Origin of the sequence: Pseudomonas campi (genome assembly GCF_013200955.2) — a bacterium.
In the GTDB taxonomy this organism is placed as follows: Bacteria; Pseudomonadota; Gammaproteobacteria; order Pseudomonadales; family Pseudomonadaceae; genus Aquipseudomonas; species Aquipseudomonas campi.
The window spans coordinates 155,341-180,598 of the sequence record NZ_CP053697.2 but is presented as its reverse complement, the minus strand read 5'-3'; the positions used below and the strand labels follow the sequence as shown (position 1 = coordinate 180,598).

Below are 25,258 nucleotides of genomic sequence, written 5' to 3'. Positions count from 1 at the left end.
CCCCTCTTGGCTAGCGGCAAGTCCCGCGCTTATCCTGCGTCAAATTTTAACAACACCTAAAACAGGATTTCGCACATGAACGCCCGCGTTCACCAGCCGCAACAGCCAGCCGTGCATAGCAATCAGCACGCATCCTCCTACTACGCCGCCACTGCCAACCAGCAGCTGGCCTACCCGCCGCTGGCGGGTGAGGAGCTGGCTGATGTGTGCATTGTCGGTGGCGGGTTCTCCGGCCTGAATACCGCCATCGAGCTGGCCCAGAAGGGCTTCTCGGTGGTGCTCGTGGAGGCGCACCAGATCGGCTGGGGCGCCAGCGGGCGCAATGGCGGGCAGCTGATCCGCGGCGTCGGCCACGGCGTCGAGCAGTTCGCCTCGGTGATCGGCCAGGAAGGCGTGCGCAATCTGAAACTGATGGGCCTGGAAGCGGTGGAAATCGTCCGCCGCCGGGTCGAGCAGTTCAATATCGACTGCGACCTGACCTGGGGCTACTGCGACCTGGCCAACAAGCCCGCACACATGGACGACTTCGCCGAAGACAAGGCCGAGCTGGAAAGCCTCGGCTACCGCCACGAACTGCGCCTGCTGCAGCCCGAGCAGATGCACCAGGTGGTCGGCTCCGACCGCTACGCCGGCGGCATGATCGACATGGGTTCGGGCCATCTGCACCCGCTCAACCTGGCCCTGGGCGAGGCGGCCGCAGCGGCATCGCTCGGCGTCAAACTGTTCGAACACTCGGCGGTCACCCGCATCGACTATGGCCCGCAAGTGACGGTGCACACCGCCAGCGGCCAAGTGCGCGCCAAAACCCTGGTGCTGGCCTGCAACGCCTACCTCAACGGCCTCAATGGCAAGCTCGGTGGCAAGGTACTACCGGCCGGCAGCTATGTGATCGCCACCGAGCCGCTGTCGCCGGCCCAGGCGCGCAACCTGATTCCGCAGAACATGGCCCTGTGCGACCAGCGCGTGACCGTGGATTACTTCCGCCTGTCCGCCGACAACCGCCTGCTGTTCGGCGGCGCCTGCCACTACTCGGGTCGCGACCCGGCGGATATCGCCGCCTACATGCGGCCGAAGATGCTGCAGGTGTTCCCGCACCTGAAAGACGTGAAGATCGACTACCAGTGGGGCGGCATGATCGGCATCGGCGCCAACCGCCTGCCGCAGATCGGCCGGCTCAAGGACCAGGCCAACGTCTACCACGCCCAGGCCTACGCCGGCCACGGCGTGAACGCCACCCACCTGGCCGGCCAGCTGCTCGCCGAAGCCATCAGCGGCCAGCAGGGCGGCGGCTTCGAACTATTCGACAAAGTGCCGCACATGACCTTCCCCGGCGGCAAGCACCTGCGCTCGCCGCTGCTGGCGCTGGGCATGGCCTGGTATAGGTTGCGGGAAGCGGTCGGCCTGGTCTGAGCGCCGCGCGAACCGGCTCTTCGTAGGAGCGAGCTCTGCTCGCGAAGCTTTGCGCTGCCGGCTTCGCGAGCAGAGCTCGCTCCTACAGCAACGCTCAACCCCTTTGAGCAGGCTCTTAGCGCAGCAACTGCCAGAACGGCCGGGTGGCTTCCTTGCGCGCCTGCTCGGCGGTCAGGCCGATATCGGCCAGCTGATGGGCATCCAGCCGCAACAACTGACGACGCGTGTGCAGGCGCCGGCAAAACAGCTGCCAGCGACGCCCCACCTCGCGCAGCGGCAGACGCCCGTTCTGCTCCTCGCGCTCGCGCACACCTACATACAGATCGCTCAATTCGCGCATGACCCTGTCCTCCGCAGCCTGGTCCGCTCTTGGGAGACCATGATCGGCGTTCGAGACACGACAATACAGATTCAAAAAGTTAGCTTTAAATGCATACAGATAGCCACCACCCGCAACTGAATGGTCTATTCTTGCCGCATCTGTATTGCCTGACCTGCAGCGCAGGAGCCCATCTGTCATGACCCTCTACATGAACCTGGCCGAATTGCTCGGCACCCGCATCGAACAGGGCCTGTACCGCCCCGGCGACCGCCTGCCCTCGGTGCGCGCCCTCAGCCAGGAACACGGAGTGAGCCTGAGCACCGTGCAGCAGGCCTACCGCCAGCTAGAGGACGACGGCCTGGTGGAGCCGCGGCCGAAGTCCGGCTACTTCGTGCCGCAGGCCCGCCAGCGCCCGGCCCTGCCGATGGTCAGCCGCGCCGCGCAGCGCCCGGTGGAAGTGTCGCAGTGGGACCAGGTGCTGGAGCTGATCAGCACCCCGCCCGGCGGCGAGCTGGTGCAGCTCGGTCGCGGCATCCCGGATATCGGCGCGCCGACCCTCAAGCCGCTGCTGCGTTCGTTATCACGCCTGAGCCGGCGCCAGGGTATCCGCGAACTGAGCTACGGCAGTGTGCTGGGCGACCCCGGCCTGCGCGAGCAGGTGTCGCGCCTGGTGCTGGACTCCGGCTGCCAGATCCCGCCCGAGGACATCGTCATCACCACCGGCTGCCACGAGGCACTGTCCACGGCGATCCGCGCCGTGTGCGAGCCGGGCGACATCGTCGCGGTGGATTCGCCGAGCTTCCACGGCGTGATGCAGGCGCTCAAGGGCTTCGGCATGAAGGCCCTGGAGCTGCCCACCGACCCGGTCAGCGGGATCAGCCTGGAAGCCCTCGAGCTGGCCCTCGAGCAATGGCCGATCAAGGCCATCCAGCTCACCCCGAGCTGCAACAACCCGCTTGGCTACATCATGCCGGAGGCCAACAAGCGCGCCCTGCTGACCCTGGCCCAACGCTACGACGTGGCGATCATCGAGGACGATATCTACGGTGAGCTGGCCTACAAGTACCCGCGCCCGCGCACCATCAAGTCATTCGACGAAGACGGCCGCGTGCTGCTCTGCAGCTCCTTCTCCAAGACCCTGGCGCCGGGCCTGCGCATCGGCTGGATCGCCCCCGGACGCTACCTGCAGCGGGTGCTGCACATGAAGTACATGAGCACCGGCATGAGCGCCCAGCTGCCGCAGCTGGCGCTGGCCGAGTTCATCGCCGGTGGCCACTACGAGCCGCATCTGCGGCGCATGCGCAGCCAGTACGCACGGGGTCGTGAGCTGATGACCGACTGGGTCAGCCAGTACTTCCCGCCAGGCACGCGGGCCAGCCAGCCACAGGGCGGCTTCATGCTCTGGGTCGAGCTGGAGGCGGGTTTCGACAGCCAGCGGCTAAACCGCCAGCTGCTGCCGCACAAGGTGCAGATCGCCCCCGGCAGCATCTTTTCCGCCGCCGGCAAGTACCGCAATTGCCTGCGCATGAACTTCGCCACACCCCAGGCCGCCGGCATCGAACAGGCCGTGCGCCGGGTCGGCGAGAGCATCGCCGAGCTGCAGGCCGAACAGGGCTGACTACTGGGCGCGATCCACCAGCTCCACCCTGCGATTGAGCGCCCGGCCCGCCTCGTCACGATTGCTCGCCACCGGCGCCGCCATGCCGACCCCGACCGCGGTCAGGCGCTCGCGGGCAATGCCATGCTGCGCCACCAGCGCCTGGACGATGGACTGGGCACGCCGCTGCGACAGCTCGCGGTTGTAGTCGAGCGCGCCCTGGGCGTCGCTGTGGCCGACCACCAGCACCTGCAGCTGCGCGCTGGCCTGCAGCAACCGGGCAATCTCCGTGAGCTGCGGCGCCGAGTCGGCGCGCATGTCGGCCTGGTCGGTGTCGAAATACAGGCCGTACAGCGCCACCCGTCCCTGCTGATCGAGGCCCTTCTGCAGCTCGCCAGCCTCGACCACCACCATGCGCTGCTCCATGGCCTTGAGTTCCAGCACATCGAGCTGGATCAGGCTGCGACCCTTGTTCGGCCCGCCGCCGGACTGGTTGAGCAGCACGTAGACAGAGGCATACAGATCGCCCTCTGGCCGCTTGAGGCGAACATACAGATAGCGCTGATCCTGGTAGTACTCGCGAAAGTGCATATCCAGGGTGATCGCGTGGTTGAAATTACGCCCGCCGCAAGCCTCGCGCTCACAGGCGAACAGCGTCTCGAAACCGGCATCGGCCAAGGCCTGCTGGAAGTTGCGGAAGATCTCCAGCGGCGTGCGTTCGGGCGGCGCACGATAGGTCAGGCGCGTCAGCTTGCCCTCCAGCACTTCGCTGGCAGCGAGGTTCTTCTGCAAGCCGCCGTACACCGTGGCGGGCGCCTTGAGAAAGCGCCAATCGGTGAAGGCCTGGGTCTGATAGGCATAGATTTCCGCGCCCTCATAGCGCGGGATAGCCGGATGGTCGGCGCTGCCGGGAAGATCGGCAGCGCCAGCGGCGAATGCCGCCAGCAGCAGAAGCGACGCGAGGACTCTGCGCAACATGATGACCTCCCAGATGGGGCTGGGCGGAAACCTAGTCTCCCGCGCCAGGACTCGCCAGCGGCGCCTGGAACGCCGCCCGCTGCCAGGCCAGGTAGACGAACAACGCGGCACCGGCCGCCATCAGCATAGGCAGCGCATGGCCACTCAGCCACTGGCTGGCGGCACCGGTGGACAACGGCCCGAGTAGGCAGCCGACGCCCCAGAGCAGGGCAATATGGGCATTGGCGCGGACCAGCGCATCATCGCGGTAGAACTGCCCGACCAGGATCAGCGACAGGGTGTAGAGGCCGCCGGCAGAAGCCCCGAACAGCACCAGCAACGGCCAGATCAACGGCGTGTGCAGCAAGGGTGGGATAGCCAGGCTGGACAGCAGCAACACCACACCACAGATGCGGAACAGCAGCTCGCGCGGCACCCGGTCGGCGAGCAGGCCGATCGGCAACTGCAGCAGGGCATCGCCGACCACTACCACGCTGGCCATCAGCAGCGCGGTTTGCTGATCGAAGCCTTCGCGCAGCAGGTACACCGGCAGCAGGGTCAGCACCATGGCCTCGAAGGCGGCAAACAGCACCACCGCCCAGGCAATCGCCGGCAGCTTGCGGCAGAACACCAGCAGCCCGCGCCCGGCGGCGCTGTGCGCGTCCACCCTGGGCGCACCGCTGTGGCCGAACAGCACACTGCAACCGGCCACCAGCAACCCGGCGGACAGCCAGAAGCCTAGATCGCCCTCACTGCCGATCAGGGTCAGCAGCAGCGGCCCGGACAGTTGGCTGAGGGCGAAGCCGGTGCCATACAGCGCCACTAGACGCCCACGCAGACGCTCTTCGACCAGCTGGTTGATCCAGCTCTCGCCGAGGACGAAGACCACGGTCAGGGAAACGCCGATCAGCAAACGCAACAGCAGCCACAGCGGATAACTGGGCAGCAGCGCCAGCAGACCGACCGACACCGCACTGGCCAGCAGGCACAGTTGCAGGGTGCGCGGCGTACCCAGCCAGCCGGCCAGGCGCCCGGTCAGGCGCGCGCCGAGCAGTACGCCGATGGCCGGCATGCCCGCCATCACGCCGATGGCAAACGGCCCGTAGCCCCAGCTCTCCAGGCGCAACGAGACCAGTGGCAGGGTCACGCCCAGGGCCAGACCGACAATGATCACCGCCGAGCTGACGGCGAAATAGGTACCCCAACGCATAGCCAATTCCTTCCTTTTTCTGGCCGTGCCGAAATGCAAAACGGCCGGGCTTCCTAGGAAACCCGGCCGCAGGTGTGGCTCGTCAGAGCCGGCCCCGAAGGGCGGACCTTTATCGCAATACTATCCAGCCTTACCTCGACCGGATTCCGCGCCGGAAAAGATCTTCTGGGCTAAGGCCAGACAAGGCGCCCCGCAGCTTTTAAGCGCAGCGTACTGCAGTACGTGAGCATTAAAAGCGAGGACGCAACGCCGTATGGCCGACGACCAGGAGATCGTCCTGCGTGCTTACAGCTTGATCCAGGTGGACTTCAGCTCGGTGTACTTGTCGAAGGCGTGCAGCGACTTGTCGCGGCCGTTGCCGGACTGCTTGAAGCCGCCGAACGGCGCCGTCATGTCGCCCATGTCGTACTGGTTGATCCACACGCTACCGGCACGCAGCGCTTTGGCCACCAGATGCGCCTTGGACAGGTTGCTGGTCCACACGCCGGCAGCCAGGCCGTAGATGCTGTCGTTGGCGATGGCCACGGCTTCTTCGGTGCTGTCGAAACCGATCACCGCCAGTACCGGGCCGAAGATCTCTTCCTTGGCGATGCGCATGGCGTTGTTCACGCCGTCGAAGATGGTCGGCTGCACATAGGTGCCACCGGTCTCTTGCAGCACGCGCTGACCGCCGGCGACCAGCTTGGCGCCGTCGTCATGGCCGGCCTGGATGTAGCTCAGCACGTTGTTCAGCTGGGTGGTATCGACCAGGGCGCCGACGTTGGTCGCCGGGTCCAGCGGGTTGCCCGGCTTCCAGGCCTTGATCGCCTCGACCACCATGGGCACGAACTTGTCCTTGATCGAGTTTTCCACCAGCAGGCGCGAGCCGGCGGTGCAGACTTCACCCTGGTTGAAGGCGATGGCGCCAGCAGCACCCTCGGCGGCGGCCTGCAGGTCCGGGGCGTCGGCGAAGACGATGTTCGGGCTCTTGCCGCCGGCTTCCAGCCAGACGCGCTTCATGTTCGATTCGCCGGCGTAGACCATCAGCTGCTTGGCGATCTTGGTCGAACCGGTGAACACCAGGGTGTCGACGTCCATATGCAGGGCCAGGGCCTTGCCCACGGTATGGCCGAAGCCCGGCAGAACGTTGAACACACCGGCCGGAATACCGGCCTCGATGGCCAGCTGGGCGATGCGGATGCCGGTCAGCGGCGATTTCTCGGACGGCTTGAGCACCACCGAGTTGCCGGTGGACAGCGCCGGGCCGAGCTTCCAGCAGGTCATCAGCAGCGGGAAGTTCCACGGCACGATGGCGGCGACCACGCCGATCGGCTCACGGGTGACCAGGCCCAGCTCGTTGTGCGGGGTGGCGGCCACTTCGTCGTAGATCTTGTCGATTGCTTCACCGCTCCAGCGGATGGCGCGCGAGGCGGCCGGCACGTCGATGCTCAGCGCGTCGCTGATCGGCTTGCCCATGTCCAGGGTTTCCAGCAGGGCCAGCTCTTCGGCGTGGGCATCGATCAGGTCAGCGAAGCGGATCATGATCTCCTTGCGCTTGACCGGCGCCATACGCGACCACACACCGGACTCGAAGGTGGCGCGCGCATCCTTGACCGCCAACTCGGCGTCGGCGACGTCACAGCTGGCGATCAGGCCGAGCAGGCGGCCGTCGACCGGGCTGATGCACTCGAAGGTGGCAGCGGAGACAGCTTCGGTGTACTCGCCGTGGATGAAGGCACGGCCTTCGATCTGCAGGCTCTTGGCGCGCTGTTCCCAGTCGGCACGAGTCAGGGTAGTCATGGGGTGCATCCTCGGTGGAAGCGTGTCGCAAATCGACAACACGCACTGTCAATTATTCTGCCAGGCCGATTGCCGGCCTTCGTGCCCGTAACACTAAACCAGAGCCCTGTACCTTTTCAATATTTTTGACAGAACGGCGCCAGGCGCCTTGCAATGTTCGTTTTATCAAACATAGACTGCGATCAATCGCTCATTCCACAACCCACAACACATGGACACGCCCGTGAACACCGAGCAGATCATCGACTTCGCCAGCGCCACCACGGCGCCCGAGCACTACCGCCCCGCCGCCGAGAAGATTCTCAAGGGCGACCCCGAGCAGAGCGTGCGCAATCATTACAGCAGCCCCTGCAGCCAGTTCCATGCCGGCATCTGGGAAGGCGCGATAGGCCACTGGACGGTCAACTACACCGAACACGAATACTGCGAGATCCTCCAGGGCGTCTCGGTGCTGCGAGACCAGCATGGCACCGCCAAGACCGTACGCGCCGGCGACCGCTTCGTCATCCCGGCCGGCTTCTCCGGCACCTGGGAAGTGCTGGAACCGTGCCGCAAGGTCTATGTGATGTTCGAGCAGAAGGCCTGAGAACCTGCTTAGGATCTCTTGATCGTCGGCCATGCTGCGTTGCAACGCAGTAACAGCCGCAGGCTGGTCAATCGGGCTCGGAAAGCCGCCTGCGGCTAACGCGCTTTAGCGCGACCCGAAGGGCGAGGGAAACGAGTACTGCTCATTTACACCTCGTAAACTCCGCGTCCTCGCCCAATTGATTCGCTGGCGCTTACCCTTCGGGCCAGCCTGCGGCTGTTACTCCCGCTGGTCGTTGCGCCTTACCTGGCTCTAGCTCAAAAGACCCTAAACAGATTCTGAGAGCCCCTTCACCAGCACACCTAGGTTTATCCTCCAGCCCGCGTCCTGCGGGCTTTTTTTCGTGTCGAGTTTTCTCCGGGCAAAAAAAACCCGCCGATTAAGGCGGGTTCTTTTCGCGGGAGCCGGATCAATTACTTGATCTTGGCTTCCTTGTACATCACGTGCTTACGGATGGTCGGATCGAATTTTTTCATTTCGATCTTATCCGGGGTGGTGCGCTTGTTCTTGTCGGTGGTGTAGAAGTGGCCGGTACCGGCGCTGGACACCAAACGGATCAGTTCACGCATGATTTGCTCCTTAAACCTTTTCGCCGCGAGCGCGCAGCTCGGACAGAATTACGTCAATGCCGCGCTTGTCGATGATACGCATGCCTTTGGCAGAAACGCGCAGACGCACGAAACGCTTTTCGGACTCGACCCAGAAGCGGTGATGCTGCAGGTTCGGCAGGAAACGACGACGGGTTTTGTTGTTTGCGTGGGAAACCTTGTTCCCGGTTACTGGACCCTTACCAGTAACTTGACAGACTCTCGACATGCCTCAGCCCTCTAAAACCACATGCCCAACCCGGCATGGGTTGGCCGCTTGAACTTAATAGTCATTTGGCGCTCAGCGCCACGTTTCTCGGGGGGTCTTACCGCGCTTGTCTGCTTGCGCAGGAGGCGGGCCCCTAGAAAAGAGCGCTGCTTTATACCAGAACACCCCAGCAGTCGCAAGGCGAACCGTACCTTGTTAACTGCGCCGCAAAGGCGCAAACCCTCTACTTTGCCGGGTTGCGACGGCGCCGGCCGGGCGACCACTCGTCGCAAGCAACCGATTGTCCCGCCCCGCGCCTTGGTCTAGGGTTAGACCCTTGCCGCCTGTCGCCACCCTGGAGAGTCCCATGCGCCTTGCCGCCCTGCCCCTGCTGTTCGCCCCGCTGCTGAGCCAGGGCGCCATGCTCAGTGTGTGCACCGAGGCCAGCCCGGATGGTTTCGACGTGGTGCAGTACAACGCCCTGACCACCACCAACGCCTCGGCCGACGTGCTGATGAACCGCCTGGTCGAGTTCGATGCCGCCAGCGGCCAGCTGCAGCCGAGCCTGGCGCAAAGCTGGTCGGTATCGGACGACGGCCTGGTGTGGGACTTCCAGCTACGCCCCGGGGTGAAATTCCAGCGCACCGAGTGGTTCAGCCCGAGCCGCGAGCTGAACGCCGAAGACGTGCTGTTCAGCTTCCAGCGCATGCTCGACCCCGCCCACCCCTGGCACAAGAGCGCACCCGGCGGCTATCCGCACGCCCAGTCGATGCAGCTGCCGGCGCTGATCAAGCGCATCGAGCCCGTGAACGCACAACAGGTGCGCTTCATCCTCAATCGCCCGGATGCCACTTTCCTCGCCACCCTGAGCATGGGCTTCGCCTCCATCTATTCGGCCGAATACGCCGCGCAACTGCTGCAGGCCGGCACCCCGGAGAAGCTCAACAGCGCCCCGGTCGGCACCGGCCCGTTCATCCTCAAGCGCTTCCAGAAGGACGCGGCCATCCGCTACACGGCCAACCCCGACTACTTTGCCGGCAAGCCTGCGGTGGACGGCCTGATCTTCGCCATCACCCCGGACGCCAACGTGCGCCTGCAGAAGCTGCGCCGCAACGAATGCCAGATCGCCCTGTCGCCCAAGCCGCTAGATGTGCAGGCGGCGCGCCAGGCTCCGACACTGCGGATCAGCGAGACGCCGGCCTTCATGACCGCCTTCGTCGCCCTTAACAGCCAGCATCCGCCGCTGGACAAGCCACAGGTGCGCCAGGCGATCAACCTGGCCTTCGACAGGGCCAGCTACCTGCAGGCGGTGTTCGAGGGCAGCGCCACAGCCGCCAGCGGCCCCTACCCACCGACCACCTGGAGCTACGCCAAGGACCTGCCCGGCTACCCACACGATCCGGCCAAAGCCAAGGCACTGCTGGCCGAGGCCGGACTGGCGGACGGTTTCAGTACGACGATCTGGACCCGTCCATCGGGCAGCCTGCTCAACCCCAACCCCAGTCTCGGCGCGCAGCTGCTGCAGGCCGACCTGGCCAAGGTCGGCATCCGCGCCGAGATCCGTGTGATCGAATGGGGTGAGCTGATCAAGCGCGCCAAGGCCGGCGAGCATGATCTGCTGTTCATGGGCTGGGCCGGCGACAATGGCGACCCGGACAACTTCCTCACCCCGCAGTTTTCCTGCGCCTCGCTGCAGTCCGGGCTGAACTTCGCGCGTTTCTGCGACCCGCAACTGGACAAGCTGATCGCCGACGGCAAGCTCAGCGCCGAGCAAGCGGCGCGCAGCGGCCTGTACCAGCAGGCCCAGGCGACTATCCAGCAGCAGGCCCTGTGGCTGCCGCTGGCCCATCCGACCGCCTTCGCCCTGTTGCGCAGCAATGTTCAGGGTTATCAGGTCAATCCATTTGGCCGCCAGGACTTCTCAAAAGTGCAACTGCAGCCCTGAACCGGCAATGCGTATGACGGTGGATGTGAAAAGCGACATCCACCCTACACCCAGCCAAATTCAGCCATAGACAGCGGCTCACCGTCACCGACGATGAAGTGGTCGAGCACCCGCACCTCGATCAGCGCCAGCGCCTCCTTGAGGCGCTCGGTCAGCACGCGATCGGCCTGGCTGGGCTCGGCCACCCCCGACGGGTGGTTGTGCACCAGAATCGCCGCTGCGGCGTTGTGCGCCAGGGCGCGCTTGACCACCTGTCGCGGGTAGACGCTGGCGCCATCGATACTGCCGTGGAACAGGGCCTCGAACTCGATGACCCGGTGCTTGGCATCGAGGAACAGGCAACCGAACACTTCATGGGGCTCATGGCGCAGGCGCGCCTTGAGGTAATCGCGCACCGCCTGCGGGCTTTCCAGGGCGGAATCGCGCTTGAGCCGCTCGGCCAGATGGCGCCGGCCCATCTCCAGCACCGCCTGCAACTGGGCGAACTTGGCCGGCCCCAGACCCAGGCGCTGGCTGAAAGACGGTAGATCGGCTTCGAGCAACGCGCGCAAACTGCCGAAATCGCCCAGCAGGTGGCGAGCCAGGTCTACCGCACTCTGCCCGGCCACCCCGGTGCGCAGAAAAATCGCCAGCAGCTCGGCGTCGCTCAGGGCGCCCGCGCCCATCTCCAGAAGCTTCTCCCGCGGGCGCTCCGCCGCGGGCCAATCGCGAATACTCATGACATCTCCCTGTCTGGCGGCCCGCTGTTCCGGCGCGGGCCCTGTGCTATCTTAGCCCGGCTTTTTGGCGCGTTGGTCGGCCTGGGGAGGCGCCTCCTTCGCGTTGCTATCCACACCACATTATTAAGGCAGGCCTATGCAGCGGCTGTATCGGAAACGCATCGTCCTGGGCGTTGGTGGCGGCATTGCCGCCTACAAGAGTGCCGAGCTGGTACGCCGCCTGCGCGACCAGGGCGCCGAAGTGCGCGTGGTGATGACCCGCGGCGGCCGCGAATTCATCACCCCGCTGACCCTGCAGGCCCTGTCCGGCCATCCGGTGCATCTCGACCTGCTCGACCCGGAAGCCGAGGCGGCCATGGGTCATATCGAGCTGGCCAAGTGGGCCGACCTGGTACTGATCGCTCCGGCCACCGCCGACCTGATGGCGCGCCTGGCCCAGGGCGTAGCCGACGACCTGCTGACCACCCTGGTACTGGCCACCGATGCCCCGGTCGCCCTGGCCCCGGCGATGAACCAGGCCATGTGGCGCGACCCAGCCACCCAGGCCAATGCGCAGCTGCTGGAAAGCCGCGGCCTGCGCCTGTTCGGCCCGGCTGCCGGCAGCCAGGCCTGCGGCGATGTCGGCCTAGGCCGTATGCTCGAAGCGGAAGAGCTGGCACAGCGCGCCGCCGACTGCTTCCAGCGCCAGAGCCTGAGCGGCAAGCACGTGCTGATCACCGCCGGGCCGACCCAGGAAAACATCGATCCGGTGCGTTACATCACCAACCACAGCTCCGGCAGGATGGGCTTCGCCCTGGCCGAAGCCGCGGTGGAAGCCGGCGCCAAGGTGACCCTGATCACCGGCCCGGTGCACCTGCCCACCCCGGACCGGGTCGACCGCATCGACGTGGTCAGCGCCCGCGACATGCTCGCCGCCTGTGAAGCCGCCATGCCCTGCGACGTGTTGATCGCCTCCGCCGCCGTCGCCGACTACCGCCCGGAAGTGGTTGCCCAGCACAAGTTGAAGAAGGACCCCACCACCGGCGATGGCCTGCTCCTGCAACTGGTGCGCAACCCGGATGTCCTCGCCACCCTTACCGGCCGTGCCGATCGCCCGTTCAGCGTGGGCTTTGCCGCCGAGACCGAGAACCTGCTCGGCTACGCGGCGCGCAAGCTGAAGGACAAGAACCTCGACCTGATTGTCGCCAATGACGTGGCCAACCCCAGCATCGGCTTCAACAGCGAGGAAAACGCCATCACCATCATCGACCGCGAGTTGCAGGCCAGCAGTTTTGCCCAGACCAGCAAAGGCAAGATCGCCCGTCAGCTGGTAGCCTTCATCGCCGAGCGCCTCAACCGCGCCTGACCCACTTCCGACCGTTCACAGGGCCTGACATGCACGCTTTGCAAGCCAAGATTCTCGACCCGCGCCTGGGCAGTGACTTTCCCCTGCCGCAGTACGCCACCCCCGGCTCGGCGGGCCTCGACCTGCGCGCGATGCTCAAGCAGGACTGCGTATTGGAACCCGGGCAGACCCTGCTGATCCCCACCGGCCTGTCGATCTACATCGGCGACCCAGGGCTGGCCGCGTTGATCCTGCCGCGCTCGGGCCTCGGCCATAAGCACGGCATCGTGCTCGGCAACCTGGTCGGTCTGATCGACTCCGACTACCAGGGCGAACTGATGGTGTCCTGCTGGAACCGCGGGCAGACGCCGTTCACCATCGCCGTTGGCGAGCGAATTGCACAGCTGATGCTGGTTCCCGTCGTACAGGCACACTTCGAACTGGTCGAACAGTTTGATGAAAGCCAGCGCGGCGCCGGCGGCTTCGGCCATTCCGGCAGCCACTGAACCGATTAATTCCAGGATGAATTGCCCAGGAGACGTTTGGTGAAACTCTTCAAGCGCACCGCCAAGGACAACGACAGCGCCGTTCCGGTCAGCGTCGAGGTTATCGCCACCGCCGCCCCGCGCGGCAATGAGCACAAAGCCCTGCTGCCAGGCGCGATTGCCGCCCTGGCGGGATTGCTGGTCGGCAGTCTGCTGCTGTGGTTCAGCCTGACTAGTCGTGATCAGCTGCAACAGCAGCAACTGATTGACGCCTGGGGTAACAACCAGGCCAGCGCCGTGCAGCAGGCGCTGCAACAACTGCAAGCCGATACCCAGGCTGCCGCCGCCAACCCGGCCCTGCTGGTCGCCCTGCAAAGTGCCGACAAAAGCATCATTGGCGCCGCCGAACGCAGCCAGCAGCACTGGCAGGGGGTGGTCGACGTTCACCTCAACGCCACAGGCCGTGCCTCGCTGGATGTCGGTCGCAGCGGGCCGATGAACTTCGCCGCCCTCGACCTGCTGCGTCGCCTGGAAAGTGGCCAGGCCCCTGCGCCGGAAGCCTATAAAGTCGGCGAACGCTGGCTGGTGTATAGCGCGGCGGCAATGGCTGGCAGCGATGGCGGCCGATCGCCGGGCACATTGTTGCTGGTGGTCGACCTCGAGCGCCTGCTCAACACCCTACCCGCCGTGCCCGCCGGAATTGGCCAGGTGCAGCTGAGCCAGCAATTCGGCAGCACTGCCGAGCAGATCCTCAGCGAGCGTGGCGAGCCTGGGGCAGGTGTCGCCAAGCTGTTCGATACCGGCAACCCGAACTGGAAACTCAGCTTCACGCCTGGGTCCAATCTGCAGGCACCCGCGCTGTCGCCCGTGCTGCTCGGCCTCGCCCTGCTGCTGGCGGCGGGTGGCGCGCTGCTCGGTTTGTTTTTGGTGCAGAACCAGCTGCATGGCCGTCTGCGCAGTGACGTACGACAACTGGGCCAGATGATCCAGGAACTCTCCAGCGGCAAGTCGGTCAAGGCCTTCAGCCTCAGCCTGCCGGCCCTCGACAGCCTGGCCCAGACCCTGGCGCGCATGCCGCGCCGCAAGCAGGAAAGCGCCTCTGCGGAGGCCGGCGGTGCCAGCACCGCCAAAGCAGAGACGGCGAGCAAGCCCGCAGCACTGGCCGACCCGCTGTTTCAAGACACCGATATTCTCGATATCGACATTCTCGACGAAGACCAGGATCTCCTGGGACTGGAGCAAACACCTGTGGCAAGCGCCCGACAAACCCCACCGAAACTGCCCGCCAGCATCTTCCGCGCCTACGACATCCGTGGCGTGGTCGGCGACACCCTGACCAGCGAAGCCGCCTACTGGATCGGTCGCGCCATCGGCTCGGAAAGCCTGGCCAAGGGCGAGCCCTGCGTCGCCGTGGGCCGTGACGGCCGCCTGTCGGGCCCAGAGCTGGTCCAACAATTGATCCAGGGTCTGCTCGACTGCGGCTGCCAGGTCACCGATATCGGCATGGTGCCAACGCCGGTGCTGTATTTCGCCACTAACGTGCTGGAAGGCAAGTCCGGGGTCATGCTCACCGGCAGCCACAACCCGCCGGACTACAACGGCTTCAAGATCGTCATCGCCGGCGACACCCAGGCCAACGAGCAGATCCAGGCGCTGAAAACCCGTATCGACAGCAACGATCTGGCCAGCGGCGTAGGCACCATCGAGCAGCTCGATATCCTCGATCGCTACTTCAGGCAGATCCGCGACGATATCGCCCTGGCCAAGCCGATGAAGGTGGTGGTCGACTGCGGTAACGGCGTGGCCGGGGTCATCGCCCCCCAGCTGATCGAAGCGCTGGGCTGCACCGTGATCCCGCTGTTCTGCGAGGTCGACGGCAACTTCCCCAACCACCACCCGGATCCGGGCAAGCCGGAAAACCTGGTCGACCTGATCGCCCGGGTCAAAGCCGAAGGCGCCGACCTGGGCCTGGCCTTCGACGGCGACGGCGACCGCGTCGGCGTGGTGACTAACGCCGGCAACATGGTCTTCCCGGACCGTCTGATGATGCTGTTCTCCAAGGACGTGGTGTCGCGCAACCCCGGCGCCGACATCATCTATGACGTCAAATGCACCCGTCGCCTGGGCGCGCTGATCAGCGGCTACGGCGGTCGCCCGGTGATGTGGAAGACCGGCCACTCGCTGATCAAGAAGAAGATGAAGGAAACCGGCGCCCTGCTGGCCGGCGAGATGAGCGGGCACATTTTCTTCAAGGAGCGCTGGTTCGGCTTCGACGACGGCATCTACAGTGCCGCGCGCCTGCTGGAAATCCTCAGCCAGGAAAAACGCAATTCGGAACAGGTGTTTGCAGCCTTCCCGGCGGATATCTCCACCCCGGAGATCAACATCACCGTCACCGACGAAAACAAGTTCCGCCTGATCGATCGCCTGCAGCGCGATGGCGTGTGGGGCGATGCCAACCTGACCACCCTGGACGGCGTGCGCGTCGATTACCAGAAGGGCTGGGGCCTGGTACGCGCCTCCAACACCACGCCGGTGCTGGTCTTGCGCTTCGAAGCGGAAACCCAGGAAGAACTGGAACGGATCAAGGAAGTGTTCCGCGCCCAGCTCTACACCGTCGCCCCTGAACTCAACCTGCCTTTCTGATCTACCCCGGAGCCCCGTCTGCAATGACCCTCGAACGTGATGCCGCCACCAACGTCGCCAAGGTCCTGTCCGAAGCGCTGCCCTATATCCGTCGCTTCGTCGGCAAGACGCTGGTGATCAAGTACGGCGGCAACGCCATGGAAAGCGAAGAACTCAAGGAAGGCTTCGCCCGTGACATCGTGCTGATGAAGGCGGTGGGTATCAATCCGGTGGTCGTCCACGGCGGCGGCCCGCAGATCGGCGACCTGCTCAAGCGCCTGTCGATCGAGAGCCACTTCATCGACGGCATGCGCGTTACCGACACCGCCACCATGGACGTGGTGGAAATGGTCCTCGGCGGCCAGGTCAACAAGAGCATCGTCAACCTGATCAACCGTCATGGCGGCAGTGCCATCGGCCTGACCGGCAAGGACGCCGAGCTGATCCGCGCCAAGAAGCTGCAGGTCACCCGCAAAACGCCGGAAATGACCCAGCCGGAGATCATCGACATCGGCCATGTCGGCGAAGTGGTCGGGGTCAACACTGACCTGCTCAACATGCTGGTGAAGGGCGATTTCATCCCGGTGATCGCGCCGATTGGCGTCGGCGCCGACGGCGAGTCGTACAACATCAACGCCGACCTGGTCGCCGGCAAGGTGGCTGAAGCGCTGAAAGCCGAGAAACTGATGCTGCTGACCAACATCGCCGGCCTGCTGGACAAGCAGGGTGAGGTGCTGACCGGTCTGACCACTGAACAGGTGGACAGCCTGATCGCCGACGGCACCATCTACGGCGGCATGCTGCCGAAGATCCGCTGCGCCCTGGAAGCCGTGCAAGGCGGCGTGACCAGCGCACACATCATCGATGGCCGGGTGCCTAACGCGGTACTGTTGGAAATTTTCACCGACAGCGGCGTCGGCACCCTGATCAGCAACCGCAAGCACCACCGCTAAGAGGCTGTAGCGCGGCCGGCACCTGCCGGCTGCCTACCCCTTCAGCGCCCGCGCAGCTCCAGCAGACGCGCGCGGTCGGCGGCAAACGCCGCCTCTTCGCTGAGCCGGGTTTCCCGGTAGCGACTAATGTCCTTCTCCACACCGGCCTGCTCGATCTTCAGGTTCTCGATCTGCACCAGCAGATGCTCGGGAACCTGACGACCAGCTCGTTCGAATTCGGCTGCTTTGGCCTGCAGGCTGCCCTGCTGGGTACGCAGGGATTGCAGGTTGCTCTGCGCCACACTGATCGCGCCGTCCAGCTCGGCCAACTTGCGATCACGGGCGCGATCGACGTCGCCGACTTCGGAGTAGATGCGCAGTAACTGCGCATCGGAGGACGCCTTGGCCTTCTCCTCCGCCAGACGCTGGCGCTCTTCGGCACTCGGAGCCGGCGGCACGACCTTGATCACCCGCCCCTGCTCGTTGAGCACCTCATAACCCCTGGCCACATGCTCGGGCGGCACGCCGAGGCGATCGATCACGGTCACGCCACGCTCGTCGACGTAGCGATACATTTCCGTGGCCGCAACCAGCGACGACCAAAGAGCCCAGCACAACGTCCAGCACAGCACCGCGGGTTTGAGCATGACAGACCCTTGTTGTAGTTGTTTTGAGGCTAAATTCCGTATTGCGCGCGATAGGCCTCTACGGCGGGCAGGTGCTTCTTCAGTTCAGCATCACCCGCCAGATAGTCGAGCACCTGCTCCAGCGAGACAATGCTGACCACCGGCATGCCGTAATCGCGCTCGACTTCCTGGATTGCCGACAGCTCGCCCTGGCCACGTTCCTGGCGGTTCAGCGCAATCAGCACGCCAGCGGCCTGAGCGCCCTGGGCCTGGATAATCTGCATCACTTCGCGGATCGCCGTACCGGCCGTGATCACATCGTCGACAATCATTACCCGCCCACTGAGCGGTGCGCCGACCAGGGTGCCGCCCTCGCCGTGATCCTTGGCTTCCTTGCGATTGAAGCACCAGGGCAGGTCGCGATCATGCTGCTCGGCCAAGGCTACTGCAGTCGCGGCCGCCAGCGGGATGCCCTTGTAGGCAGGACCGAACAGCACATCGAAGTCGATGCCGCTGTCGACCAGCGCCGAGGCATAGAAGCGTCCCAGCTTGGCCAGCGCCAGGCCACTGCTGAACAGGCCGGCATTGAAGAAGTAAGGACTGGTACGCCCGGATTTGAGGGTGAACTCACCGAAACGCAGCACGCCGCGTTCGATGGCAAAACGGATGAACTCGCGCTGGTACGCCTGCATGAAAAGCCCCGAACGACACGGTTATAGCTATGAATTTGGCTAATTAGGAATGAGCTCAGGTATCATACACGCAGGTGTTTTTGGGGGCTATTTATGCGGATCATCAGTGTCAACGTGAATGGCATTCAGGGGGCGGTCGAGCGCGGTTTGCTCAGCTGGCTGCAAGCCCAGAATGCCGACGTGATCTGCCTGCAGGATACCCGCGCCTCCTCCGTCGAACTGGACGATCCGGCTTTCCAGCTGGATGGTTACTTTCTCTACGCCGCCGATGGTGAAATTCCCGAGCAGGGCGGCGTGGCACTGTATTCACGTCTGCAACCGAAAGCGGTTATCCACGGTCTCGGTTTCGAGATGGCGGATCGCTACGGGCGCTACCTGCAGGCGGATTTCGACAAGGTCAGCATCGCCACCGTACTGCTGCCGTCCGGCCAGGGTGGCGACGAGAGTCTCAACCAGAAGTTCAAGTTTATCGACGACTTCACCAGCTACCTGGACAAGCAACGCCGCAAGCGCCGCGAGTACATTTACTGCGGCTCGCTGTATGTCGCCCACCAGAAACTCGACGTGAAGAACTGGCGCGATTGCCAGCAGGTGCCCGGCTTCCTCGCCCCGGAACGGGCCTGGCTGGATGAAGTGATCGGCACCATGGGCTATGTCGATGCGCTGCGCGAAGTCAGCCGCGAAGGCGAGCAGTACAGCTGGTGGCCGGACAGCGAACAGGCGGACATGCTCAACCTCGGCTGGCGCTTCGACTACCAGCTGCTGACTCCGGGCATGCGCCGCTCCGTGCGCAACGCCAAGCTGCCGCGCCAACCGCGCTTCTCTCAGCACGCGCCGCTGATCGTCGATTACGACTGGCTGCTTAGCGTCTAAGCAGCCAGCTCCACGCCCTAGCCGGTAGCACCGCCACGCAGCGCGCCCCAGGCCTTGCCGGTCACAGTGACCACACCCAGCACCAGGGCACCCACCACCACACCGAACAGCGCATCGATCAGGGTGGGCGTGAGCACGGCCAATACCCCACCGATAGCCGCAATCCCCGCAACCGCCTCGACCCAGTGATGAATCAGCTCATGGGCACCGGGAATGCCATGGGTAAGGATGCCGCCGCCGACCATGAACATGGCCGCTGTGCCCACCACCGACAACAGCTTCATTAGCCACGGCGCCAGCCACAGGATGCCGCGACCGCAGGCCTGCAGCGCCGCACTGGCGCGCTGACTGAGGTACAACCCGGCATCGTCCAGCTTGACGATACCGGCGACCAGGCCATAGACACCCACGGTCATCAGCAGGGCGATACCGGACAGCACCGTGACCTGCTGCACGAAGGGCTGGCTGGCCACCACCCCCAGAGTGATGGCAATGATTTCCGCCGAGAGAATGAAGTCGGTACGCACCGCGCCCTTGATCTTGTCCTTCTCGAAGGCCTGCATATCCACCGCCGGGTCGGCCAGGGCCTGCACATGCTCGGCGTGGTGACTGGCGTCTTCCGCCTGACTGTGCAGGAACTTGTGCGCCAGCTTCTCGAAACCCTCGAAGCACAGGAAAGCACCACCGAGCATCAACAGCGGCGTCACCGCCCAGGGCGCGAAAGCACTGATCAGCAGGGCCGCGGGCACCAGGATCAGCTTGTTGATCAGCGAGCCCTTGGCCACCGCCCAGACCACCGGCAACTCGCGGTCGGCCTTGACCCCGGTGACCTGCTGGGCATTCAGTGCCAGGTCATCGCCAAGCACGCCGGCGGTCTTCTTCACCGCCACCTTGGTCATCACCGACACATCGTCCAGCACGCTGGCAATATCATCGAGCAGGGTTAACAGGTTGGCTCCAGCCACGTCAGGTTTCCTTACTTAACAGAGGGGGGAATGAAACAACCGGCCCCGAGCGGAGCCGGCACAGCACACCAGTCTATTTGACCAGGCGCCAGCACAGCGGATAGCGGTAAGCCTTGCCTTCGTTGGCCTTGATCCCGCCGATGATGGCCAGCACCAACGCCGCCAGACAGATCAGCGGCAGCAGCAGGAAGCCGATCACCACCACCATCAGCAGCATGCACACCAGCATGGCAATGGAGACCGTGATCTGGAAGTTCAGCGCCTCCTTGCCCTGCTCGTCGATGAACGGATCCAGCTCACGCTTGAGCTGCCAGACGATCAGCGGCCCCAGCAGATTGCCGAATGGGAACACCAGGCCGGCGAGAGCCGCCAGATGGCAGAACATCGCCCATTGGCGAACTTCCTGGCTCGGTATCGGGGTGAGGTTCTGCTCGTCCATATCGCTCTCCGTGGGGGAAGGAATCAGTCGGCCAGTGCCGCCTGCTGCAACTCGAACAGCTCGCGCATGCCCTGTTGGGCCAGGGCCAGCATGGCATTCAGCTCTTCCGGCTGGAAGGGCGCGCCTTCGGCGGTGCCCTGCACTTCGATGAAGCCACCTGCGCTGGTCATCACCACGTTGAGGTCGGTTTCGGCGGCGGAGTCTTCCAGGTAGTCCAGGTCGAGCACCGGCTCCCCCTGGTAGATACCCACGGAAACTGCGGCGATCATCTGCTTGAGCGGCTCGCCCTTCAGCGCGCCGCGCTTCTTCAGCAGCTTCAACGCATCGACCAGGGCGACCATGGCACCGGTGATGGAAGCGGTACGGGTACCGCCGTCGGCCTGGATCACATCGCAGTCGATATAGATGGTGTTCTCGCCCAGCTTGCTCATGTCCAGCGCGGCGCGCAGCGAGCGGCCGATCAGGCGCTGGATTTCCAGGGTACGCCCGCCCTGCTTGCCACGGCTGGCCTCGCGCTGATTGCGATCGCCAGTGGCGCGCGGCAGCATGCCGTATTCGGCAGTCAACCAGCCCTGACCCTGACCCTTGAGGAAGCGCGGCACGCCGGATTCGACGCTGGCGGTGCAGATGACCTTGGTGTCGCCGAACTCGACCAGTACCGAGCCCTCGGCATGCTTGGTGTAGTTGCGGGTGATGCGTACGTTGCGCAACTGGGAAGGGGCACGGCCACTGGGACGTTTCATCTGCTAATACCTGATAAGGAGCGGGGATCTGCCGGCATTATAGGGCCGCCACCGGCCATGCGACACGCCCGATTGGGCCGGCGGTCGCACTGCGTTACAATCCCGCGCCCTTGTTCCCGATCCTAGAGGTATTCCCATGGTGCACAGCATGACCGCCTTCGCCCGCGTCGAAGGGGCCGGCGCCCACGGCACCCTGAGCTGGGAACTGCGCTCGGTCAATCACCGCTACCTGGAACCGCACCTGCGCCTGCCGGATGCCTTCCGCGACCTCGAAGGCGCGGTGCGTGACGCCCTGCGCCAGGGCCTGTCGCGTGGCAAGGTGGAATGCACCCTGCGCTTCGCCGAGGAAAATACCGGCAAGCGCCTGCAGGTCGACAGCCAGCGCGCCCAGCAACTGATCAGCGCCGCCGAGGAAGTGGCCGCCCTGATCAAACAGCCGGCACCGCTCAACCCCCTGGAAGTGCTGGCCTGGCCCGGCGTGTTGGTGGCCGATGCGGCCGACCCGCAAGCACTGAATGCCGCCGCTCTGGACCTGTTCAACCAGGCCCTGGCCGAGCTGAAGAACGGCCGCGGCCGCGAAGGCGCCGAGCTGGCCAAACTGCTCAACGAGCGCCTGGACGCCATGAGCGGCGAAGTCGTCGCCCTGCGCGAGCTGGTGCCACAGATGCTGGCCAACCAGCGGCAGAAAATCGAAACGCGCTTTGCCGAGATGCAGGCCGAGCTGGACCCGCAGCGCCTGGAGCAGGAGCTGGTGCTGCTGGCGCAGAAGAGCGACGTGGCCGAAGAACTGGATCGCCTGACCACCCACGTCAGCGAAGTGCGCCGCGTGCTCAAGGCCGGCGGCGCCGCCGGTCGGCGCCTGGACTTCCTCATGCAGGAACTCAACCGCGAGGCCAACACCCTCGGTTCCAAGGCCTTCGACCCGCGCAGCACCCAGGCTGCAGTGAACTTGAAAGTCCTGATCGAGCAGATGCGCGAACAGGTACAGAACATCGAATAAGTCGCCTAGGCTTCGCATAAACGCTTTTCAGGATGCTTCCATGACCGTCACCACCGGCACCCTCTACATCATTTCCGCGCCCTCCGGCGCCGGCAAGACCAGCCTGGTCAAGGCACTGGTCGACAGCGAGGCGCAGATCCGCGTCTCTGTCTCGCACACCACCCGTGCCATGCGCCCGGGCGAGGTGGACGGGGTCAACTACCACTTCGTCAGCCGCGAACAGTTCACCGCCATGCTCGAGCACAGCGACTTCCTCGAGCACGCCCAGGTCTTCGACAACCTCTACGGCACCTCGCAGAAGTGGGTCGAGCAGACCCTCGCCGATGGCTACGACCTGATTCTCGAGATCGACTGGCAGGGCGCCCAGCAGGTGCGCCGGCTGATGCCGCAGTCGAAATCCATCTTCATCCTGCCGCCAACCCAGGAGGCCCTGCGCCATCGCCTGACCAACCGCGGCCAGGACAGCGGCGAGATCATCGAGCGGCGCATGCATGAGGCGGTCAGCGAGATGAGCCACTATGTCGAATACGACTACATCCTGATCAACGACGACTTCGCCCACGCGCTGACCGACCTGAAGGCGATCTTCCGCGCCAATCAGTTGCTCCAGCAGGTCCAGCAGCAGCGCCACGCCGGCCTGCTCAGCGAACTGCTGGTCTGAGTGGGAAATCAGTGCTTCCCTTAACGCTGGTGATTTTTTAGACTATTCAGTCCGCTCGCCCATCCGGGCCCAGCTCTTTATTTGCTACGAGGAACACCATGGCCCGCGTCACCGTCGAAGATTGCCTGGACAACGTTGATAACCGCTTCGAGCTGGTCATGCTCGCCACCAAGCGCTCGCGTCAGCTGGCCACCGGCGGCAAAGAGCCGAAAGTGGCTTGGGAAAACGACAAGCCGACCGTAGTGGCCCTGCGCGAAATCGCCGCCGGCCTGGTCGACTACGACGTGATCGCCCAGGACGACCTGGTCGAAGAAGAACCCTTCTTCGCTGCCCTCGAGGACGAGGCCAACGAGCCTCTGTAAGCCTATGCCAGGTCGAAGTCGCGCGACTCGCAGTCAGCCCATGCGGCAGGGGGTGCCACCTTGCCGAGCATAGACTCACTCGCCGAACGCCTTTCGACCTACCTCGGCCCGGACCAGGTCAACCTGGTCCGCCGCGCCTATTTCTACGCCGAGCAGGCCCATGACGGTCAGCGCCGCCGCAGCGGCGAGGCCTACGTCACCCACCCGCTCGCCGTCGCCAATATCCTCGCCGACATGCACATGGACCATCAGAGCCTGATGGCCGCGATGCTGCACGACGTGATCGAGGACACCGGCATCGCCAAGGAAGCGCTCACCGCGCAGTTCGGCGAGACCGTTTCCGAGCTGGTCGACGGGGTCAGCAAACTGACCCAGATGAACTTCGAGACCAAGGCCGAGGCCCAGGCCGAGAACTTCCAGAAGATGGCCATGGCCATGGCCCGCGACATCCGCGTGATCCTGGTCAAGCTGGCCGACCGCCTGCACAACATGCGCACCCTGGAAGTGCTGTCCGGCGAGAAACGCCGGCGCATCGCCAAGGAAACCCTGGAAATCTACGCACCCATCGCCAACCGCCTGGGCATGCACAGCATGCGCGTGGAATTCGAGGACCTCGGCTTCAAGGCAATGCACCCGATGCGCTCCGAGCGCATCCGCACCGCGGTCAAGCGCGCCCGCGGCAACCGCAAGGAAATCGTCAACAAGATCGAGGAATCGATCACCCACTGCCTCGAACGCGAAGGCATGCAGGGCGTGGTGATCGGCCGCGAGAAGCACCTCTACAGCATCTACCAGAAGATGCGTGGCAAGCGCCGGGCGTTCAACGAGATCATGGACGTCTACGCCTTCCGCATCATCGTCGACAAGGTCGACACCTGCTACCGCGTGCTCGGCGCCGTGCACAACCTGTACAAACCCCTGCCCGGCCGCTTCAAGGACTACATCGCGATCCCCAAGGCCAACGGCTACCAGTCGCTGCACACCACGCTGTTCGGCATGCACGGCGTACCGATCGAGATCCAGATCCGCACCCGCGAGATGGAAGAGCTGGCCAACAACGGCATCGCCGCCCACTGGCTGTACAAATCCAGCGAGGACGAGCAGCCCAAGGGCAGCCACGCCCGCGCCCGCCAGTGGGTCAAGGGCATCCTCGAACTGCAGCAGCGCGCCGGCAACTCGCTGGAATTTATCGAGAGCGTGAAGATCGACCTGTTCCCGGACGAGGTCTACGTGTTCACGCCCAAGGGCCGCATCATGGAGCTGCCAAAAGGCTCCACCGCGGTCGACTTCGCCTACGCGGTGCACACCGACGTCGGCAACAGCTGCATCGCCTGCCGCATCAACCGCCGCCTGGCGCCGCTGTCGCAGGCCCTGGAAAGCGGCTCGACGGTGGAGATCGTCACCGCGCCCGGTGCCCGACCAAACCCGGCCTGGCTCAACTTCGTGGTCACCGGCAAGGCCCGCACGCACATCCGTCATGCCCTCAAGCTGCAGCGCCGTTCGGAGTCGATCAACCTCGGCGAGCGCCTGCTGAACAAGGTGCTCACCAGCTTTGCCAGCCACCTGGAAAAGGTACCGGCCGAGCGGGTACAGGCGGTGCTCGGCGAATACCGCCTGGAAATCATCGAAGACCTGCTGGAAGACATCGGCCTGGGCAACCGCATGGCCTACGTGGTGGCCCGCCGCCTGCTCAGCGAAGGCAACGATCAGTTGCCGAGCGCCGAAGGCCCGCTGGCCATCCGCGGCACCGAAGGCCTGGTGCTGAGCTACGCCAAGTGCTGCACGCCGATCCCCGGCGACCCGATCGTCGGCTACCTGTCGGCCGGCAAGGGCATGGTGGTGCACCTGGACAGCTGCAAGAACATCAGCGAGATCCGCCACAACCCGGAGAAATGCATCCAGCTCAACTGGGCCAAGGATGTCACCGGCGAATTCAACGTCGAACTGCGTGTCGAGCTGGAGCACCAGCGCGGCCTGATCGCCCTGCTGGCCAGCAGCGTCAACGCCGCCGACGGCAATATCGAGAAGATCAGCATGGACGAGCGCGATGGCCGCATCAGCGTGATCCAGCTGGTGGTCAGCGTGCACGACCGCGTGCACCTGGCCCGCGTGATCAAGAAACTGCGCGCCCTGACCGGAGTGATCCGCATCACCCGCATGCGCGCCTGACCCCCTTTCGTGCGGCGCCAGACCGGCCGCACCACCCTCTCA

25 protein-coding genes are annotated in these 25,258 nt (G+C 64.6%); 13 read left to right on the top strand and 12 right to left on the bottom strand.

Annotation, left to right across the window (positions count from 1 at the left end; genetic code table 11):
* The first annotated feature begins 75 nt into the window (after window positions 1-75).
* Window positions 76-1,410, top strand: coding sequence for an NAD(P)/FAD-dependent oxidoreductase (locus HNE05_RS00805; protein WP_173211117.1), 1,335 nt, complete (start codon window positions 76-78; stop codon window positions 1,408-1,410).
* Window positions 1,411-1,525: 115 nt separating this feature from the next.
* Here the strand turns inward: HNE05_RS00805 and HNE05_RS00800 are convergent, their stop codons facing one another.
* On the bottom strand, window positions 1,526-1,750 hold the full coding sequence (locus HNE05_RS00800; RefSeq protein WP_173211115.1) for a DUF1127 domain-containing protein: 225 nt from the start codon (window positions 1,748-1,750) through the stop codon (window positions 1,526-1,528).
* A 178-nt stretch (window positions 1,751-1,928) separates the two neighbouring features.
* Between HNE05_RS00800 and HNE05_RS00795 the strand changes: the two genes are divergently transcribed.
* Window positions 1,929-3,350 (top strand): aminotransferase-like domain-containing protein, encoded by a 1,422-nt coding sequence (locus HNE05_RS00795; RefSeq protein WP_173211113.1) that lies wholly within the window; start codon window positions 1,929-1,931, stop codon window positions 3,348-3,350.
* Here the strand turns inward: HNE05_RS00795 and HNE05_RS00790 are convergent, their stop codons facing one another.
* From HNE05_RS00790 to HNE05_RS00780, 3 genes are all read right to left on the bottom strand, one after another.
* Window positions 3,351-4,307 carry an OmpA family protein gene (locus HNE05_RS00790; protein WP_173211111.1) on the bottom strand — a complete coding sequence of 319 codons (957 nt, stop codon included), beginning with the start codon at window positions 4,305-4,307 and terminating at the stop codon, window positions 3,351-3,353.
* 31 nt (window positions 4,308-4,338) lie between these two features.
* Window positions 4,339-5,496, bottom strand: coding sequence for an MFS transporter (locus HNE05_RS00785; protein WP_173211109.1), 1,158 nt, complete (start codon window positions 5,494-5,496; stop codon window positions 4,339-4,341).
* Between the two features lie 285 nt (window positions 5,497-5,781).
* Complete coding sequence (locus tag HNE05_RS00780; RefSeq protein WP_173211107.1) at window positions 5,782-7,275, bottom strand: aldehyde dehydrogenase; 1,494 nt, start codon at window positions 7,273-7,275, stop codon at window positions 5,782-5,784.
* A gap of 223 nt (window positions 7,276-7,498) precedes the next feature.
* On the opposite strand from HNE05_RS00780, the gene HNE05_RS00775 reads away from it, so the two are divergent.
* Window positions 7,499-7,861, top strand: a complete 363-nt coding sequence (locus HNE05_RS00775) for a cupin domain-containing protein (RefSeq protein ID WP_173211105.1) — start codon at window positions 7,499-7,501, stop codon at window positions 7,859-7,861.
* A gap of 413 nt (window positions 7,862-8,274) precedes the next feature.
* On the opposite strand, the gene rpmG is transcribed toward HNE05_RS00775, so the two are convergent.
* Window positions 8,275-8,430, bottom strand: a complete 156-nt coding sequence (rpmG, locus tag HNE05_RS00770) for a 50S ribosomal protein L33 (protein ID WP_173211103.1) — start codon at window positions 8,428-8,430, stop codon at window positions 8,275-8,277.
* A 10-nt stretch (window positions 8,431-8,440) separates the two neighbouring features.
* Complete coding sequence (gene rpmB / locus HNE05_RS00765; protein ID WP_173211101.1) at window positions 8,441-8,677, bottom strand: 50S ribosomal protein L28; 237 nt, start codon at window positions 8,675-8,677, stop codon at window positions 8,441-8,443.
* 346 nt (window positions 8,678-9,023) lie between these two features.
* On the opposite strand from rpmB, the gene HNE05_RS00760 reads away from it, so the two are divergent.
* The gene (locus tag HNE05_RS00760; protein WP_173211099.1) at window positions 9,024-10,601 is read left to right on the top strand and encodes an ABC transporter substrate-binding protein; all 1,578 of its coding nucleotides are present in this window, start codon (window positions 9,024-9,026) and stop codon (window positions 10,599-10,601) included.
* A 44-nt stretch (window positions 10,602-10,645) separates the two neighbouring features.
* On the opposite strand, the gene radC is transcribed toward HNE05_RS00760, so the two are convergent.
* Window positions 10,646-11,320 (bottom strand): RadC family protein, encoded by a 675-nt coding sequence (gene radC, locus HNE05_RS00755; RefSeq protein ID WP_173211097.1) that lies wholly within the window; start codon window positions 11,318-11,320, stop codon window positions 10,646-10,648.
* A 136-nt stretch (window positions 11,321-11,456) separates the two neighbouring features.
* On the opposite strand from radC, the gene coaBC reads away from it, so the two are divergent.
* From coaBC to argB, 4 genes are all read left to right on the top strand, one after another.
* The gene (coaBC, locus tag HNE05_RS00750) at window positions 11,457-12,665 is read left to right on the top strand and encodes a bifunctional phosphopantothenoylcysteine decarboxylase/phosphopantothenate--cysteine ligase CoaBC (RefSeq protein ID WP_173211095.1); all 1,209 of its coding nucleotides are present in this window, start codon (window positions 11,457-11,459) and stop codon (window positions 12,663-12,665) included.
* 29 nt (window positions 12,666-12,694) lie between these two features.
* A complete protein-coding gene (dut, locus tag HNE05_RS00745; protein ID WP_173211093.1) occupies window positions 12,695-13,150 on the top strand; it encodes a dUTP diphosphatase in 456 nt (151 codons plus the stop codon).
* Window positions 13,151-14,377: 1,227 nt separating this feature from the next.
* Window positions 14,378-15,775, top strand: a complete 1,398-nt coding sequence (algC, locus tag HNE05_RS20380; RefSeq protein ID WP_420827017.1) for a phosphomannomutase/phosphoglucomutase — start codon at window positions 14,378-14,380, stop codon at window positions 15,773-15,775.
* A 23-nt stretch (window positions 15,776-15,798) separates the two neighbouring features.
* Window positions 15,799-16,707: an acetylglutamate kinase gene (gene argB / locus HNE05_RS00735; protein WP_173211089.1), complete on the top strand. Its 909-nt coding sequence runs from the start codon at window positions 15,799-15,801 to the stop codon at window positions 16,705-16,707.
* Window positions 16,708-16,748: 41 nt separating this feature from the next.
* On the opposite strand, the gene HNE05_RS00730 is transcribed toward argB, so the two are convergent.
* Entirely contained in the window at window positions 16,749-17,333 is a 585-nt protein-coding gene (locus HNE05_RS00730) for a DUF4124 domain-containing protein (protein WP_173211087.1), read from the bottom strand.
* A 29-nt stretch (window positions 17,334-17,362) separates the two neighbouring features.
* Window positions 17,363-18,004 carry an orotate phosphoribosyltransferase gene (pyrE, locus tag HNE05_RS00725; RefSeq protein ID WP_173211085.1) on the bottom strand — a complete coding sequence of 214 codons (642 nt, stop codon included), beginning with the start codon at window positions 18,002-18,004 and terminating at the stop codon, window positions 17,363-17,365.
* A 93-nt stretch (window positions 18,005-18,097) separates the two neighbouring features.
* Here pyrE and HNE05_RS00720 point away from each other — a divergent pair, with 93 nt between their 5' ends.
* The gene (locus tag HNE05_RS00720) at window positions 18,098-18,877 is read left to right on the top strand and encodes an exodeoxyribonuclease III (protein ID WP_173211083.1); all 780 of its coding nucleotides are present in this window, start codon (window positions 18,098-18,100) and stop codon (window positions 18,875-18,877) included.
* Between the two features lie 17 nt (window positions 18,878-18,894).
* Here the strand turns inward: HNE05_RS00720 and HNE05_RS00715 are convergent, their stop codons facing one another.
* The 3 genes from HNE05_RS00715 to rph all read right to left on the bottom strand — a co-directional run bounded on the left by HNE05_RS00715 (window position 18,895) and on the right by rph (window position 21,024).
* A complete protein-coding gene (locus HNE05_RS00715; protein WP_173211081.1) occupies window positions 18,895-19,842 on the bottom strand; it encodes a DUF808 domain-containing protein in 948 nt (315 codons plus the stop codon).
* A gap of 73 nt (window positions 19,843-19,915) precedes the next feature.
* Window positions 19,916-20,281 carry a DUF4870 domain-containing protein gene (locus HNE05_RS00710; RefSeq protein ID WP_173211079.1) on the bottom strand — a complete coding sequence of 122 codons (366 nt, stop codon included), beginning with the start codon at window positions 20,279-20,281 and terminating at the stop codon, window positions 19,916-19,918.
* Window positions 20,282-20,304: 23 nt separating this feature from the next.
* On the bottom strand, window positions 20,305-21,024 hold the full coding sequence (gene rph, locus HNE05_RS00705) for a ribonuclease PH (RefSeq protein WP_173211077.1): 720 nt from the start codon (window positions 21,022-21,024) through the stop codon (window positions 20,305-20,307).
* Window positions 21,025-21,160: 136 nt separating this feature from the next.
* Here rph and HNE05_RS00700 point away from each other — a divergent pair, with 136 nt between their 5' ends.
* From HNE05_RS00700 to spoT, 4 genes are all read left to right on the top strand, one after another.
* Window positions 21,161-22,024: a YicC/YloC family endoribonuclease gene (locus HNE05_RS00700; protein WP_173211075.1), complete on the top strand. Its 864-nt coding sequence runs from the start codon at window positions 21,161-21,163 to the stop codon at window positions 22,022-22,024.
* Between the two features lie 40 nt (window positions 22,025-22,064).
* The gene (gene gmk / locus HNE05_RS00695) at window positions 22,065-22,685 is read left to right on the top strand and encodes a guanylate kinase (protein WP_173211073.1); all 621 of its coding nucleotides are present in this window, start codon (window positions 22,065-22,067) and stop codon (window positions 22,683-22,685) included.
* A 98-nt stretch (window positions 22,686-22,783) separates the two neighbouring features.
* On the top strand, window positions 22,784-23,047 hold the full coding sequence (gene rpoZ, locus HNE05_RS00690) for a DNA-directed RNA polymerase subunit omega (RefSeq protein ID WP_173211071.1): 264 nt from the start codon (window positions 22,784-22,786) through the stop codon (window positions 23,045-23,047).
* Between the two features lie 60 nt (window positions 23,048-23,107).
* A complete protein-coding gene (gene spoT / locus HNE05_RS00685) occupies window positions 23,108-25,216 on the top strand; it encodes a bifunctional GTP diphosphokinase/guanosine-3',5'-bis pyrophosphate 3'-pyrophosphohydrolase (protein ID WP_173211069.1) in 2,109 nt (702 codons plus the stop codon).
* The last annotated feature ends 42 nt before the right edge of the window (window positions 25,217-25,258 follow it).